The organism is Planktothrix sp. PCC 11201 (assembly GCF_900009135.1).
Taxonomy (GTDB): domain Bacteria; phylum Cyanobacteriota; class Cyanobacteriia; order Cyanobacteriales; family Microcoleaceae; genus Planktothrix.
In genome coordinates this window covers 69,067-84,425 of record NZ_LT797711.1, presented here as the reverse complement: position 1 = coordinate 84,425, position 15,359 = coordinate 69,067, and the positions used below count along the sequence as shown (strand labels likewise).

Here is a 15,359-nt window from a genome sequence, read left to right as displayed (position 1 = left end):
CACCTAATATTTCTATTTTTCACTCTCCAGTACCGAAAGGTTATCATACCACGCCCATTCAACGGGTTGACAGGAATAGCCCGACAGTAAATGCCAGAAACCTTTGTCTAAGAAACGCTGCGGAAATTGATCTCTCCTTGAAATTATCGGCAAAAACATCGGCAAAAATCTGTATATATGAAACTTGAAAGCTAGAGCTTATAATCAATACACAGGGTTTCAGAGAACGGCAAAATGTCTAGTCCCACCGAATTTATCGAATCTGTTGATTTGATGGAACCAATGCTCCCAGCAGTAGGTAATCAGTTGTTGGACGATTTAGCAACTGAGTTGATTGCTTTAAGCAGGGCTCTTAACGCACAGGTGACTCCCAGTGTCGCCTTAAGTATGGGAGAGCTTGTCCGTTCCATGAATTGCTATTACAGTAATCTGATTGAGGGGCACAATACACATCCTAGAGATATAGACCGAGCTTTAGCAAATGACTTTTCCCAGGAGCCGAAAAAACGCTCTCTACAACTAGAAGCTAAAGCTCATATCGAAGTTCAACGGATGATTGATAAAGGGGAAGAAAAAGATTGTGCAGTAGTAACAACTGATTACCTAATCTGGATTCATCGTGAGTTTTGTCAACGACTTTCTTCTGACTTACTCTACGTTGAAGACCCCCAAGGCAAGAAACGGGTTGAAGTCAAACCGGGAGAATTACGGACTGGGGATGTGAGTGTCGGTGCTCACGTTCCGATTAGCGCTCCAGCAATTCCACGTTTTTTAGGGCGTTTTGAAGAAGCCTATAATCCCAAACGTTTATCTTTAATTCAGCAAGTCATTGCTGTGGCTGCTTCTCATCATCGGCTGCTTTGGATTCATCCTTTCTTTGATGGCAATGGTCGCGTGACACGGCTGTTTTCTCATGCTTTTTTAAGGCAAATTGGGGTGGGCAGTAGTTTGTGGTCTGTCTCTCGTGGTTTAGCCAGAAATGCTAATTTATATCGAGATTTATTGATGGCAGCCGACAAGCGACGATGGAACGATTTAGACGGTCGTGGAAATTTGACAGAGGCTGGTTTGCAGAAGTTTTGTAAGTTCTTTTTAGAGACTTGTATCGACCAAGTGACATTCATGCGTTCACTACTAGAACCCTCCCAACTCTTAAATCGCATTGAACTCTATGTGGAGGAGGAAATTCGAGCCGGACGGTTACTTGAACGTTCTTTTCCTTTACTTAAGGAAGCACTCTATTCTGGTTCTTTTGAGCGTGGTCAGGCTGCTACAATCACAGGTTACAAAGAGCGACAAGCTAGAACGGTGCTAAAGAAATTAGTTGAGGCGGGTCTTCTAGTTTCAGATACTCCCAAGGGTGCTGTCCGCTTGGGATTTCCTACTGATGTTGTCGAGCGCTACTTCCCCAAACTTTATGTTCCAACTATTTAAGGTAGCAGATCACGTCTATACACAACTTGATTGACTCGTCAAATTGAACGCAATTGGTTATCCTCAAAAAAGTAACCACATCCCCTGAGCTTTGTTAGATAGCCGTGATCGAAACAACCGATCACGCCATAATCTAAGATCAGAACCCTATCGCTGTAGACTCAACTAAACTCATGGCTAAACAGTTAAACCTCTTTTCTGGGCAAGTGATCACAACATCGCTTCATACCGAGATGCAACAATCGTACCTCGAATATGCCATGAGTGTGATTGTTGGTCGAGCTTTACCCGATGTTCGCGACGGGCTCAAACCTGTACATCGTCGGATTTTATATGCGATGCACGAATTGGGGCTGACTCCCGACCGTCCCTACCGCAAATGTGCTCGGGTAGTTGGGGATGTTCTGGGTAAATATCACCCCCACGGCGATCAATCGGTTTATGATGCTTTAGTCAGATTGGTTCAGGAGTTTTCCAGTCGTTATCCATTATTAGCAGGTCATGGTAACTTCGGGTCTGTGGATAATGACCCCCCGGCGGCAATGCGTTACACCGAAACCCGTTTAGCTGCGGTTGGTCATGAAGGGTTACTCTCCCAAGTCGGGGAAGCTACAGTTAATTTTATTAGTAATTTTGATAATTCTCAACAGGAACCCACGGTTTTACCCGCCCAACTGCCGTTTTTATTATTAAATGGATCTTCGGGAATTGCTGTCGGGATGGCGACGAATATTCCTCCCCATAATTTAGGGGAGGTGGTGGATGGACTAATTGCCTTAATTGATAATCCTGAATTATCCGATCAAAAATTAATCGAATTGATTCCCGGGCCGGATTTTCCCACGGGGGGAGAAATTATTAGTACCGAAGGAATTGCTGAAGCTTATCATCACGGAAAAGGCAGTATTGTGGTGCGAGGGGTGGCGAAAATGGAAGAAGTTCCCACCGCCCAAAAACGTCGGACTAAAAACGCAATTATTGTCACAGAATTGCCATTTCAGGTGAATAAAGCGGCTTGGATTGAAAAAATTGCCGGGTTAGTAAATGCGGGAAAATTAGAGGGAATTTCTGATATTCGGGATGAAAGCGATCGCGAAGGAATTCGAGTCGTGATTGAATTAAAACGGGAATTTTCTCCCGAAGTGGTGTTACATCATCTCTATCAGCAAACGGAATTGATGACTAAGTTTGGGGCGATTTTTTTAGCCATTGTCAATGGACAACCTAGACAATTAAGTTTAAAACAAATTCTCCAAGAATTTCTCACCTTTAGGGAACATACTTTAACCCGTCAATATCGCCATGAATTAGAAGCCGCCGAACGGCGCTGTCATTTAGTGGAAGGGTTATTACTGGCTTTAGAAAATTTAGATAGTCTGATTGAAATTCTCAGAAATGCCCCCGATGGTTCCACAGCAAAAATAACCTTAGAAAATCAATTAGGGTTTAGTGATATTCAATCCGATGCTATTTTAGCCATGCCTATGCGTAGGTTAACTGGGTTAGAAAGGCAAAAGTTGCAGGAAGAATTTACCCAATTAACAACTCATATTGAACAGTTAAGACGGTTACTGGATGAACGTCCTGAACTGTTAAAATTCTTAAAAAAAGAATTGCGATCGCTTAAACGAAAATATGGCGATGAACGACGGACTCGAATTATTTATCCCCAGGGTCAGACTACTATTACATCTGACGATAAAACCGCTAAAAAATCCAAAGAAAAGATCTTAGAACTCACATCCCCTCCCGATGTATTACAACCCTTACCCCCGGTGGATGAAGAAACCGTAATTGAAATTACCCATCGCGGTTATATTCGGCGAGTCTCTCCCAAAACCGCAGATTCCAAACGGAATCAAACTGAAAATAAGACTACTATTAATATTGAGGAAACCGATGATTTTATCACCCAAACCCACAATACTCAAACCAGTCAAAATCTAGTGATGGTGTTGAAAACTGGAAAAGCCTATCCCTTGAGTGTAGCGGATATTCCTGTGGGTAACAATCGTTCCAAGGGAAAACCCATTATTACCTTATTATCACCTTCCGCCTATAAAGATACATCAATTAATCCCCAAGACTTAATGATTGCTCAATTTCTATTATCAGCTTTTCCCGATAAAACCGATCTAATTACCCTAACTCAACAAGGGAAAATTAAGCGTTTACCCTTAATAGAATTAGCAGAATTAACCAACCGAGGCAGTACCATTGTTAAACTAAAAGATGACGATGAATTATGTTTTGCTACCCTAGCTAAACTCGATGAAAAAGTAGTCTTAGCCACATCCGGGGGGCGACTCTTACGATTTGATCTCAATGATGAACAACTACCTCCTATGGGTAAAGTCGCCCAGGGTTCCCAAGCAACTCGGTTAAGACAAAAAGAACATTTAATTGGATGTGTTACCCTATCACCTAAAGGCAGTTTATTATTAGTCACAGAACAGGGTTATATTAAACGAATTGCGATGGAATTAGTGCGGGGAAGTAACCGAGGTGGAATCGGAATTTCCATGATCCAGTTTAAATCTCCTAATGATATATTAGTAGGAATTGCCCCGGCTAAACCCCGCCAACAAATCCATCTGTTAACCAGTGATAATCGGATTATTCATGTTCCCACGGATCAAATTCATCTATCCACAAAAGATAGTGCAGGCGATCGCGTTTTCAAACTCAAACCCGATGAAAAAATCATCTCGATCAAATCCTAGGGTGAGTGGATCGCACGCACCAACACCGAGATAAGAAGAAGAAAGAGGGCGGGTTTAGTTCAGTTAATGGTTTGTTATCAATATCTGAGAAAACCCGCCCCTACAGAAAATTAGGTAAAATTAAAATGGCAGAAGTTATTTTAGATAATATTTATAAAAGTTTTCCCACCCGTCGTCAAACCGCCTCCGAGGAAAAAAACTCATCGGAACTCTTAGAGTCAACCCTCACCCGTCAGGCGATTTTAAAACGGGTACATCTGAATATATTGGATGGGGAATTCATGGTATTAGTCGGGCCTTCCGGTTGTGGGAAAAGTACCCTATTGCGATTAATTGCGGGCTTAGAAACCATTACGGGCGGTAATATTTATATTGGGGATAAATTAGTTAATGAATTACCCCCCAAGGCGCGAGATATTGCCATGGTGTTTCAAAATTATGCCCTATATCCCCATTTAAAAGTTTATGATAACTTAGCCTTTGGGTTGCGTCGTTCCTATCGGCAAACAGAACCTAAACAGCCTTTAATTATTCCCAGAAAAGACTCTAATTTAGGTTCTAATCAACAATTATCCTTGACCCTTGGAGACTATCAAATCTTTGCTCCGTTATGGTTAGAAGATGCTATTGTGAGAATAACGCGATCGCTTCCTTCTAACTTTCGCTATCTTTCAGAACGAGAAAAAGCCGTATCCGAAAGAGTGTTAACCGTTGCCCAATTATTACAAATTGAATCCTTATTAGATCGATATCCCAAACAATTATCAGGCGGGCAAAAACAGCGTGTCGCATTAGGTCGAGCCATGGCTAGAAATCCCCAGGTTTTCTTAATGGATGAACCCCTATCTAATTTAGATGCAAAATTAAGAACCGAAACCCGCGCCCAAATTGTAGAATTACAAAAAAAATTAGGCACAACAACAATTTATGTCACCCATGATCAAGTTGAAGCCATGACCATGGGGTCAAGAATTGCGGTGATGAATCAAGGTAGAATTCAACAAGTTGCTCCTCCTTTAGAACTTTATAATCGTCCTAATAATCGCTTTGTAGCAGAGTTTATTGGCTCTCCCCCCATGAATTTTATTCCGATTCAATTTATCGCTCCTTTATTAATTACCCATGCTCAATTCCGTTTAACTTTACCCGATATTTGGCAAACGGTTTTACCTCGCCAGAAGGAAGAAAAATTAATCTTAGGAATTAGACCAGAACACTTAATTGTTAGTTGTCCAGCGACTAAAAATTTGCCCGTCATTGTTGATCGGATGGAAGCGTTAGGACATGAAACATTATTATGGGTACATCTATTCGGAGACAATAATCTTTCTTTCTCCTTACAAGTCAGAATTCCCGCCGAAACGAAATTTGTACAGGGTGAAAAAATTTGGTTAGCCCTCACACCGGAAAAAATTCATTTATTTGACCCAAAAACAGACTTAGCTATTCTTCCTTCCCGGGTTTAATTTTGCTATTTTTTCCTAAAATTATTAATCAATTATGTTAAAAATTTCTAACACTTTCAGCCTTCCAGAGCATGAGATTGAAATGAGTGCAATTCGCTCTCAGGGAGCCGGGGGACAAAATGTTAACAAGGTAGCAACTGCAATTCATCTACGTTTTGATATCTCCGCTTCTTCATTACCTGAACAGTATAAAAAGCGACTATTAACATTAAATGATCAGCGTATTAGTCAAGAAGGGGTAATTATTATCAAAGCCCAGAAACATCGCAGCCAAGAACAGAATCGAGAAGACGCTTTACAACGACTTCAAGACTTAATTAAAAGTGCGATTTCGCTTCCCAAACCCCGCAAACCGAGTAAACCGACTCGGAGTTCGCAGAGAAAGCGTTTGGATAGTAAAACGAAGCACTCACATTTGAAGACCATGCGGGGAAAAGTCATTGATGAGTAAAAGAAGTTTATAAGGGCGGGTTCAACAATATCTTTCCTAATTAACAGCAACTCGACTGAACTCGCCCCTACTACTCTAAAAAATTTTTGAAAATTTGCGTAATTTTGTTCGCAGGTGGCAATAGGTCAGGAGAAACGATCATGAGGGATTGGTGACCATGCGTTACGATAATTTTGGCCCAGGTGAAGACGGTTACGACAACAACGACCACGAATATGACTCCGACCGAGATGTTCAGGATAGTTACGATGATTACCGAGAACAAAACTCCTTAGATCGGGAATTAGAAAGAGATTCAGAACGGGAGATGTGGGAGGGAAACGAATCAGATTCGGACTGGTAGCAGCATCACCCCTGAGTTTTAGAGAGCTTATTTTAGCGAAATAGCTCGACTAACGAGGGGGTAAATTGAGCCGAAATATTAAAAAAGATGAAAGTTCGGTAATTTTACTGATTTACAAAACATTATGTGAGGGATAAACTCCTAAGATATAACTCAAGAAATGATGGATGCGATCGCCCTAATTCATTTTAATTTTTGAGTATCTATTTTTTTGATCACCCCAATTTCATCAGAGCAGCGCTGATATTTGTATTATTAGTAGCTCTTAAAACACCCCAAATTAAAAGCTTTGAGCGGATCAAGATTTTTTTCTAATATCCCCATTCATTGCTACAAAATTTTGACTCATTACCCAGGTTTTTATACCTGTTAATTAACCATGAAAAGCCAGACCTATGCTTTAGAACCTAGATTAGTTGTTTCTTGGAATAAACATTGGAAAAACACCATTATTTATTTTGATGGTCAAGAAATCGCTACTATTCCTAAACGGAAGGAATTAAGAAAAGGCAAATATTTTGCTGTAAATGAAACTTCAGAACTGCATATTAAATTAATTAGAATATTAGGATTTCAATATTTACAAATTTTATTAGATGGGAAACCCATACCCGGATCACCAACCGATCCCAATATTGTTTTACCCAAAGCTTACCAAACCCTATTCTTGATTGGAAAAATTCACTTATTGTTATACGGGATTCCTTATATTTTCCTGTTGATTTGTTTGATTAGTTTTGGTAGTTATCTTGATATGATTTGGGCTTACTCACGTCCTGATTTGAATTCACGGGAATTGATCAATAATTCATGGTTTATAATTCCGGGGATATTTTTATTTTTAATAATACCTTTTTTCTTATTAGGTAACTGGATTAAAAAACAATCAAAAATCGCTGTATTTTTGGGAATTGCTGCTATCTTATACAATATTATTCTTACTGTTTTTGTTGCCTTAGTTAATATTCAACCAATCTTAGTATTTTTTGCTAGAGGAAATATTTTTCTATCCTTAATTTTGTCAATTAACCTCGTTTTTTATCTATATTTTTATTCCTTATGGAGTTCGGGATTAAAAAGAGTTATCCCAGCTTTTAGAGCAATTGATAGCCTAAAAAATGATTCTGAGAATCAAACACTTTCCTTTTTTGATATTGAGAGTAACTCCCCCATCAAAATCAAAAGTTTAACGGAAGAAAACCTCGAAACTCAAGAAGAAGATTTGAGCTTAAGCGACTTTGAGGAAGATTCTATTTTAAATACTGATTTACCTGGGCTTCCAGTTATTAATGAACCTGAACATTATTCTTCTGATCAAATATCAGAAGATATTATTCCAGCATTAGAAATATACAAACAAAATTTTGAAAGACAAAATCACGTTAAAAATAAACCAGATATAGAAATTGATTCCCACATTTTAAATAAAATGAAACAACTTAATCCTCAAGGTTTTGCAATTTATGAACAAGCCCAGGCAGAATTAAATTCTGAAAAGTTATTTCAAGCTGGAGAAGCTTATGATCACAGTTATAATTCCTTTTGGGGAGATGGCATTTTTGCTGGACAATATGATCGACATTTCTTTGAACAACTGGGAATTTCTGCTAAAAATGGAGGTGCAGAACAAGCCCAAGAAAGTGCTAAAAGAATTATGGCTCACGCCCGAGAATCCTTAATGATTAGTTGTCAATGTTATATGCAAGCCTTGAGTTTAAATCCCGATCATTATTGGGCTAACTTAAAATTAGCAACAGCCCTAACCGCCGCCCTGCAAATTAATGCTTGCTTAAGCTATTGGAAACAAGCCTTAAAACTTAATGAAAGCGATACTTCCCGCGCCATTTTTGCCGACTCAATGGGGTTTGATTATCGCTCCATTGCAGCGAAAGAAGTCGTCTACCGTTTAGGTTTAGGAGGTTCATCTCAAAATTTATCACCCAACTTTATCCAAAAACAAGCACTCGCTCGCAAACTATTGCGAAGTAATGCGTATCTGATCCAAAAAATTCCAGAGTTAAGTAGGGGGTAAAACATGAATTAAACATAACCCTAAGAAACCCGGTTTCTACACTCAAACAAATCATCAATCTTAGATTAAATTAGGACAAATATCATGGGTAACATCGTTGGAATTGATCTCGGTACAACTAACTCAGTAGCAGCTTTTAAATTAGCCCATACTGATGTCGTAACGGCAGAGGATAACACCCCACCTGATCGAAAATTAACCCGTTCAGTCGTCGCCTTAGATCAAGGTAAAATTAAAGTTGGAAATAGTGCCTATAATCAATTGCAAAACGATCCCGAAAACGTGATCATTTCGATTAAACGTCTCATCGGACGAGGGTTTAATGATCCCGTTATTCAAGAACAATTATCTCGCTTTGGTTATAAAATTACTAAATCCACTCAAGGAACAGATAATAGTCTTTCCGTTTGGTTAGGGGGAAAAGAATATCAACCTGAAGATATTGCGGCAGAAATTCTCAAAAAATTAGTCCAAAATGCTCAAACTCACCAAGCTAAAACCGGACAGAAAAGTATCATTAATCAAGCCGTTGTTACTATTCCTGCCTATTTTAATGATAAACAAAGATATGCCACTCAAATCGCCTCTGGGAAAGCCGGATTAAGTTTGCGAGAACTGCTTCCTGAACCTACTGCTGCTGCTATTTCCTATAGTTATAGTGCTAATTCTGATGAGGTTAAAACCCTTTTAGTTTATGACTTTGGGGGTGGAACTTTAGATTGTTCAATTGTGACGGCGGTGGGAAATCAATTTATTGAATCCGCTAAAGCAGGGGATTTATGGTTAGGAGGGGATGATTTTGATCACTCAATTATTGAATTTGTTAAGCAAGAAGTTGCCCGTCAAGAAGGTTTAAATAATCTTGATCAATTAATTGCCAAAATGCCCCATTATCAACGGGTTCGTTTATTAGGAGAACTTAAAATTGAAGCGGAAAAAGCAAAAATTCAACTCAGTAGTCAGCCTTCAGCCGAGATTATTACTTCCACACCTTTATTAGATGAATTAGGAATGGCGGTTCCCATTCAAGTTACCATTACTCGTCAAAAATTTGAACAATTAATTACACCTTTAATTGAGCGTTCAGTTAAAATTTGCTATGATGTGATCAAATATTCTGATTATCCATTAGATCAAATTGATGTAATTTTGTTAGTCGGAGGTTCCTCACAGGTTCCTATAGTACAACAAAAAATTCGAGAAGCTTTCCCAATCAATCAAGTTTTAGTACATCCTAATCCCATGTATGCAGTTGCAGAAGGGGCGGCAATTGTAGCAGCCGGATTAACCGAAAAAGTTACAACAGTTTCCCGTGATTATTGTATTGAATTAGTCAATGATCCTCGATTTATAATTATTCCGCAAGGAGAGATTCTTCCCGTTAAAAAATTCCATAACTTCAAAACAGAAGCAGACGGACAACGCTTAATTCATTTTAAATTTTTTAGTCCTGATTTGGTGAGAAAAGATTTAGATAACACTGACCGAGATGAACGCATTGGCGATATGTGGTTAGCCTTAGATCAACCCTATCCACGGGGAACAGAAGTGTTAGTAACGGTCGAATTAGATGAACAAAATAACTCCTTACAAATGATGGCTGCACTCAAAAATAAACCAGAGGTTAAAGTGAGTTGTTCTTTCTCTCGGGGAGGAATAAATGAAGAAATCTCTCGACAGGTTGAACAACGAATTAAAGAACTGAATGCGGCTGCTAATTTAACAGAAACGGGTGTGCAAAATGCCAATGAAATTGCTGGAGAGGTAATTAAATCAGCGAATCAAATTTATCAGAATGATAAGATTCAATCAGATCGCTTAGAAGCTGCTCAGAATAAACTCAAAGAATTAGAGAATTTTGCCTCAGAAGAACGAGATACTGCTCAATTCTATCAAACTATGTTTGAGTTTGTCCTAGAGGTTTGTGATTCCTTAATTCATCCCGCCCAAAAACAGCGATTACAAACCTTAGTTCAAGACTTAAATCAAGCCCTAGAACACAATAATAAATCAGCCCTGCAAAAACTAGCAGAAGATGCAAGACGAGAGTATGAAAACCTGCCAGATCCAGTTAAATTAATCTGTCTAACTCGTGAAGGAATTGCACAAGCTTATCGGATTAATCCTAGTCATGCTAGAGTCATGGAAGGTAAATTTTCCCAACTAATTGGAGCATTAAAACAGGGGAATGAATATGAAATTAATCGTATTTTTGATGAACTTCGTCCTGATATTATGAAATATTTAGATCAGGATTTACCCGCCGGAACTATTGCTACAGGATTAACACGCTAATGATTAAATTAATTTGTCCAGTTTGCGATCGCCCGGAAATAGAAGACAATATTTGCCCTAATTGCGAAACGGATTTATCTCTAATTCGCCAACTACAAGAACTTCCTGTAGGTGACGAAAAATCAATAGTAATTCCCGCAGAAAATTTGTTAACTACTCAACCCAATATCTCAATAAAATTGGTGATTTTAGCAATTTTAATTCTGATTTTAGGGTTCGGTTTAGGAGCAATGGGAACCTCTCTATTTGCTACTCAACCATCTCCTCCAGTCTCAACAGCAACTACTACCCTTTTACCCGAATTAAAGCCCCCTGCTATCAAATCTACTCCAAAATCTACTCGATCTCAATCATCCTGTGGGGGTTTTTATTACACTGTTAAACGGGGAGATTCTCTGAATAGAATTGCTGCTCAATTTTATGGCCGCAGTCAGTTATTTTCAAAAATTGTTGCAGTTAACCCCACCCTGAAAGGCAGAGAAAGCTCGATTGAAATTGGAGAAGTGTTTTTTGTTCCTAATTTAGAGGAAAATTGTCCATGAAATCAATTTTAAATGGGATTAATTATTTAAGCCTAATTATTTTTAGAGTGGGTGTTTTTGATGTTTTTCTAAAAGCAGCCCAATCTAAAAAAGATATTCAACAAGCCCGAACATTAGCGCAACGGAAGCAACTCCTAAAAGCCGTTCAAATTGGGAAAAAAGTCATCGCTCAATGGCCATCATCGCCAGCTTTTTTTGAACAAAGATTTAGATATATGGCGATGGGAGATTTACTAGAAAAATTTAAACCCCAGGTTAAAACATGGCATAGTCAAGTTAAAATGGTTCAAAAAACCTTAGCTTCTGCAAGAAAACTTGAAGATTCTGATCAAAAGAATCCCATGGATATTACGGTCTTATCACAGGTTGTACAACTGTATCAAAAATGTACAAATCTGATTGATGATCCGAAGTTAATTAAATCCATTGAGCGTTGTCAAAAAGAAATTAAATGTCGCCATCAATTTCAAAGTTTTTTTGCCACAGGTCAAGAGCAAGCTAAACGGAAACAGTTTAAGCAAGCCTTAGCTTATTTTGCACAAGCCCAGGAATTATTTGTGACTGATGAGTTACAAACAGCAATTCAAAATAGTTCTGTTCAAGTTAAACAAGAAGAACAATATGAAGTAACCTTAAAAAAAGTTAGATCGATGGCAAAAGCAGGTCAATTTAAGGACGCTTTGGCTGTATTAGACCCGGCTCAAGCTCAATTTAATCGTTCAGATGGACAAGAGTTAGTCATACAATTAAGTCGGGTTATTCACAGTAAAAAATTATTTAATCAAGGACTATTAGCTGAGAAATCGGGAGATTTTAAAAAAGCAGATACTCACTACCAAGAAGCTTTAATGCTATTACCGGAGTTAACAGAAGCTCGGATGCGGTTAAGCCTTTTATCAGTCAAAACAGAGAACTGGAATCAGGTGATCCATTATTTAGAAAAAGTACCGGGACAACAGGCAAATTACTTGCGAGGTTTTGCCTATTTTAAGCAGAACAATTTGCCACAAGCTGATCGGGAATGGCAATCTTTGACTGATCATAACGTTAAAAAGCAACGTCTAATTATTCAAAATATTACTCAACGTCAACGTTTGTTAGCAATTAGAGAAATTGAAGAATATGTTAATAATAATAAACTGAAATTAGCTTTGTCTAGTAGCAGTAATTTTATCAAAAAGTTTGGTGTTGATTCTATTGTGAAATCCAACCTAGAAGATCACATACAACCTCGTTTAGAGTCAGAAATTTGGCAAGAAAAAGATTGGTTAAAAATTGCTGAAAATACAGAAAGTCAATGGATTCAAAATTGCGATATTAAATCCTTGCATAATTGGGTTATTGCTTGTTACTATCAAGCTCAAATCTATCCTAATAAACGCGGAGATTGGTTAATAGCAGGTGCAACAGCTTTAGCAAACTTTAATCTTGACCCATCCCTAAACCCAAAAAATCTTTCTTGGTTACAAGGTAAATCCGTCAATTATTCAGAGGTTTCTACCCGTTTACAGTCTTTACTATCAACTTCTATTGATACCCTTAAAGATGATCATCCTCAAGAGTATTTACAGTTGCGCGATCGCTTCCGTCGAGATACCCTAGCTTTACAATTAATTAAAAAGTTTCCTAACTTTAGTGCTAAAATTAATCATCTTTTAATTTTACCAGAATGTTATGAACATCATCAACGTTCTTTAAAAACATTGCAACTTCCAACCATTACAAATTCATCGGTTTTAGAAGTTAAAATTTTGGTAGCTCTTTATAGTTCTTTTGGAATGGCGGTGGCGGCAGCTTTTGAAGGAGATTTAGAACGAGCTATCAAAATTAAACCCTCTGGGGTATCTCCTAAAACAGAAGCAGAACGTTTTGCTCAGGGGTTTTTATCCTATTCAGAAGGCTATTATTATCTCCAACAAAACCGTTGGAAACAGGCTGTTTCTGTGTTAAAATCAGTTAAATATGAATTTCCAGCTAATTCTGAATGGTTTAATGAAATTGACAGATTATGTAAAAACCAAAGGAACATTATATCAAATATAGATGAACAGTTGAGTTTTGCTGAATTTTGGTATGAACTTTTAAACAGCCCAGAATCTCGGAGTTATTTAATTGAACATAAAACGGAAAAAATTCGTCAAAACTTAGTCAATAAAACCATTAATTCTACTCAAGCATTACAACAACTCAAAGAACTCCAAAAAATTGATGCTCATCATCCCATTATTATTGATTTAATCAATAGAATAGAATATACAACAGTAGCAGAAGAAATCGATCAACTTTGGAAAAATGGTAAATTTGAACAGGCTGTTAGTCGGGCTAAAAACTCAAACAATAACGAGCTTAAATTCCAAATTGGTAAAATCTGCTTAGAAGTTTTTGCTGAGGGATTTAATCAACATAATTTAAGTTTTGAAGATTTATATAATTTTAGCCGATGGGCCTATGAACTACTTCCCCAAGAATCAGACATTAAAGAAATTTATCAGATCGGTCAAGAATTAAATGAAATTCATAAGTTGATGAAAAAAAATCGATATGAAGATGCTGTTAGACGGGCAAAATCTTGTCAATATGACCCTGTTCGTCGCTATCTGGCTGAACATTTCATTATCGCTTTAATGAAGGGTGCAGAAAGTCGCCAATTACCCCACGAGCTAATTATGCAACTGGCACGATTTGCTTATCAACTTTGTCCCAATGAACCTGCATTTAAACCGATTTTCTCTCAGTTAGGAATTATTTATTATTAGGAAAGTTTAATCATGGATAATCAATTATCTAATCCGAATCCCTATGATGTATTAGAAGTATCTCCGGGTGCTTCCAATGCTGAAATTACCAAAGCGTTTACTTTAGCAATGAAAAAACGCAGCTATTCTCCTGATATCATTGCTAAGGCTAGAAAAACCTTAATGAATCAGGAAGAACGAATTTTAGCCGATTATCTTCGCCCGATTTTACCCCCGATTCAAAGATTTAAACGCACTGACTTGTCTGAGTTAGAAAATCCAGAACTTCAAGTTGAGTTTTTATCAGAATTTGATAATTTAGACACAATAATTCAGCAAATTAATCAAATTTCAAAAGTCGATCAAAAGCTAGGAGCGACTTTATTTTAAAATATAAACCGCCAGAAACCGGATTTCTGGGGGGACTGAAAATTTTTCAATTAATAATTAGGATAGAATAACTATGAATCACCCAACCGACAATAATCAAATGAGTCAAATTAAATTAAGTAGTGAAATCCTCGATCGCATCGTTAATAAAATCGGGACTCTCCTCAGACAAGAAGTTTCACTAAAACAAACTTTACGCGAACAAGACTCTCAAAATCAATCTGCTAATGAAGAATTATTTTTAGAATTATTAGAAGTAGTCGATGCTTTAGACTTTTTAATGGAATATATGGCTAATAATCCCGATCCTAGTCCCCAGTTTATTCAACGTTTACCTAAATCAGTCGGAAGTATTCAGAAAAAACTATTAAATATTCTCGGAAAACGACAAGTAACACCGATTGAATTAGAGGGAGATCAGCCCGATTTTGAAGTATGTAAAGTTGTTGATCGAGAAATTAAACCGGATCTTTCACCTCAAACCATTACAAAAGTTGTTCGCCAAGGATTTCGAGTCAATGATAAAGTATTGCGTCCGATTGAGGTGATTACCTCTAAATTAGATCGGCATTAAAACAGCAGGTAAGGGTTGGTTTAAATCTTGATAGGCTTCAATTAAAGCTTGTAAAGCATCGGATACATTAGGAATAACTTCTTCTAAAGTATCAGCTTCAGTAATTAAATTGGGCAAAAGAGGACAAGTAATTGTATAACCTCCTTCGGGTTGAGGTTCTAAAATTAAGGGCAGTTTATAAATGGCATTCATAAGTTATTAAACTTGCTTTGATTTGATTGTATAGCAACCGCGCCTAGCTATTAGGACTACTTATCGGCTGTCATTACCGCGAAAGCGGTAATCCATGTCCTAAGCGTTATGGCGACTGCTATATCGCTGATTAAGAAAAAAGTGCTTATCTTATACAAATAACAAAAATCTGCCGAAACTTT

The 15,359-nt window shown here is 37.7% G+C and carries 12 protein-coding genes; 11 read left to right on the top strand and 1 reads right to left on the bottom strand.

The annotated features are described in order from the left end of the window. Positions 1-234 precede the first annotated feature (234 nt). The 11 genes from PL11201_RS22645 (at position 235) to PL11201_RS22595 (ending at position 14,985) form a co-directional block, all read left to right on the top strand. Positions 235-1,434, top strand: coding sequence for a Fic family protein (locus PL11201_RS22645; protein WP_200816850.1), 1,200 nt, complete (start codon positions 235-237; stop codon positions 1,432-1,434). Positions 1,435-1,607: 173 nt separating this feature from the next. Then, positions 1,608-4,157, top strand: a complete 2,550-nt coding sequence (gene gyrA, locus PL11201_RS22640; protein WP_079681121.1) for a DNA topoisomerase (ATP-hydrolyzing) subunit A — start codon at positions 1,608-1,610, stop codon at positions 4,155-4,157. Positions 4,158-4,282: 125 nt separating this feature from the next. Further along, positions 4,283-5,623: an ABC transporter ATP-binding protein gene (locus PL11201_RS22635; protein WP_079681120.1), complete on the top strand. Its 1,341-nt coding sequence runs from the start codon at positions 4,283-4,285 to the stop codon at positions 5,621-5,623. Between the two features lie 34 nt (positions 5,624-5,657). After that, positions 5,658-6,074 (top strand): alternative ribosome rescue aminoacyl-tRNA hydrolase ArfB, encoded by a 417-nt coding sequence (arfB, locus tag PL11201_RS22630; RefSeq protein ID WP_079681119.1) that lies wholly within the window; start codon positions 5,658-5,660, stop codon positions 6,072-6,074. A gap of 157 nt (positions 6,075-6,231) precedes the next feature. Then, positions 6,232-6,417, top strand: a complete 186-nt coding sequence (locus tag PL11201_RS22625) for a hypothetical protein (protein WP_079681118.1) — start codon at positions 6,232-6,234, stop codon at positions 6,415-6,417. Between the two features lie 379 nt (positions 6,418-6,796). After that, positions 6,797-8,449 carry an APC family permease gene (locus PL11201_RS22620; protein WP_079681117.1) on the top strand — a complete coding sequence of 551 codons (1,653 nt, stop codon included), beginning with the start codon at positions 6,797-6,799 and terminating at the stop codon, positions 8,447-8,449. 84 nt (positions 8,450-8,533) lie between these two features. Then, complete coding sequence (locus PL11201_RS22615; protein ID WP_079681116.1) at positions 8,534-10,744, top strand: Hsp70 family protein; 2,211 nt, start codon at positions 8,534-8,536, stop codon at positions 10,742-10,744. Beyond that, positions 10,744-11,286 carry a LysM peptidoglycan-binding domain-containing protein gene (locus PL11201_RS22610; RefSeq protein WP_079681115.1) on the top strand — a complete coding sequence of 181 codons (543 nt, stop codon included), beginning with the start codon at positions 10,744-10,746 and terminating at the stop codon, positions 11,284-11,286. Before PL11201_RS22615 ends, PL11201_RS22610 begins: the two co-directional genes overlap by 1 nt. Beyond that, a complete protein-coding gene (locus PL11201_RS22605) occupies positions 11,283-14,042 on the top strand; it encodes a tetratricopeptide repeat protein (RefSeq protein ID WP_079681114.1) in 2,760 nt (919 codons plus the stop codon). The genes PL11201_RS22610 and PL11201_RS22605 overlap by 4 nt, the downstream gene beginning before the upstream one ends. 12 nt (positions 14,043-14,054) lie before the next feature. Beyond that, complete coding sequence (locus PL11201_RS22600; RefSeq protein ID WP_079681113.1) at positions 14,055-14,411, top strand: J domain-containing protein; 357 nt, start codon at positions 14,055-14,057, stop codon at positions 14,409-14,411. 73 nt (positions 14,412-14,484) lie between these two features. After that, complete coding sequence (locus PL11201_RS22595; RefSeq protein ID WP_234996817.1) at positions 14,485-14,985, top strand: nucleotide exchange factor GrpE; 501 nt, start codon at positions 14,485-14,487, stop codon at positions 14,983-14,985. Here PL11201_RS22595 and PL11201_RS22590 read toward each other — a convergent pair. Then, the gene (locus PL11201_RS22590) at positions 14,971-15,177 is read right to left on the bottom strand and encodes a type II toxin-antitoxin system HicB family antitoxin (protein WP_079681112.1); all 207 of its coding nucleotides are present in this window, start codon (positions 15,175-15,177) and stop codon (positions 14,971-14,973) included. The two genes, PL11201_RS22595 and PL11201_RS22590, sit on opposite strands and share 15 nt — an antisense overlap. Between the last annotated feature and the right edge of the window lie 182 nt (positions 15,178-15,359).

Excerpts from the sequence above, each read along its gene's own strand:
- PL11201_RS22625 (WP_079681118.1), top strand. The coding sequence starts at position 6,232 with ATGCGTTACGATAATTTTGGCCCAGGTGAAGACGGTTACGACAACAAC.
- PL11201_RS22615 (WP_079681116.1), top strand. The coding sequence starts at position 8,534 with ATGGGTAACATCGTTGGAATTGATCTCGGTACAACTAACTCAGTAGCA.
- PL11201_RS22595 (WP_234996817.1), top strand. The coding sequence starts at position 14,485 with ATGAATCACCCAACCGACAATAATCAAATGAGTCAAATTAAATTAAGT.
- gyrA (WP_079681121.1), top strand. The coding sequence starts at position 1,608 with ATGGCTAAACAGTTAAACCTCTTTTCTGGGCAAGTGATCACAACATCG.
- PL11201_RS22590 (WP_079681112.1), bottom strand. The coding sequence starts at position 15,177 with ATGAATGCCATTTATAAACTGCCCTTAATTTTAGAACCTCAACCCGAA.
- PL11201_RS22605 (WP_079681114.1), top strand. The coding sequence starts at position 11,283 with ATGAAATCAATTTTAAATGGGATTAATTATTTAAGCCTAATTATTTTT.
- PL11201_RS22600 (WP_079681113.1), top strand. The coding sequence starts at position 14,055 with ATGGATAATCAATTATCTAATCCGAATCCCTATGATGTATTAGAAGTA.
- PL11201_RS22620 (WP_079681117.1), top strand. The coding sequence starts at position 6,797 with ATGAAAAGCCAGACCTATGCTTTAGAACCTAGATTAGTTGTTTCTTGG.
- PL11201_RS22635 (WP_079681120.1), top strand. The coding sequence starts at position 4,283 with ATGGCAGAAGTTATTTTAGATAATATTTATAAAAGTTTTCCCACCCGT.
- PL11201_RS22645 (WP_200816850.1), top strand. The coding sequence starts at position 235 with ATGTCTAGTCCCACCGAATTTATCGAATCTGTTGATTTGATGGAACCA.
- PL11201_RS22610 (WP_079681115.1), top strand. The coding sequence starts at position 10,744 with ATGATTAAATTAATTTGTCCAGTTTGCGATCGCCCGGAAATAGAAGAC.
- arfB (WP_079681119.1), top strand. The coding sequence starts at position 5,658 with ATGTTAAAAATTTCTAACACTTTCAGCCTTCCAGAGCATGAGATTGAA.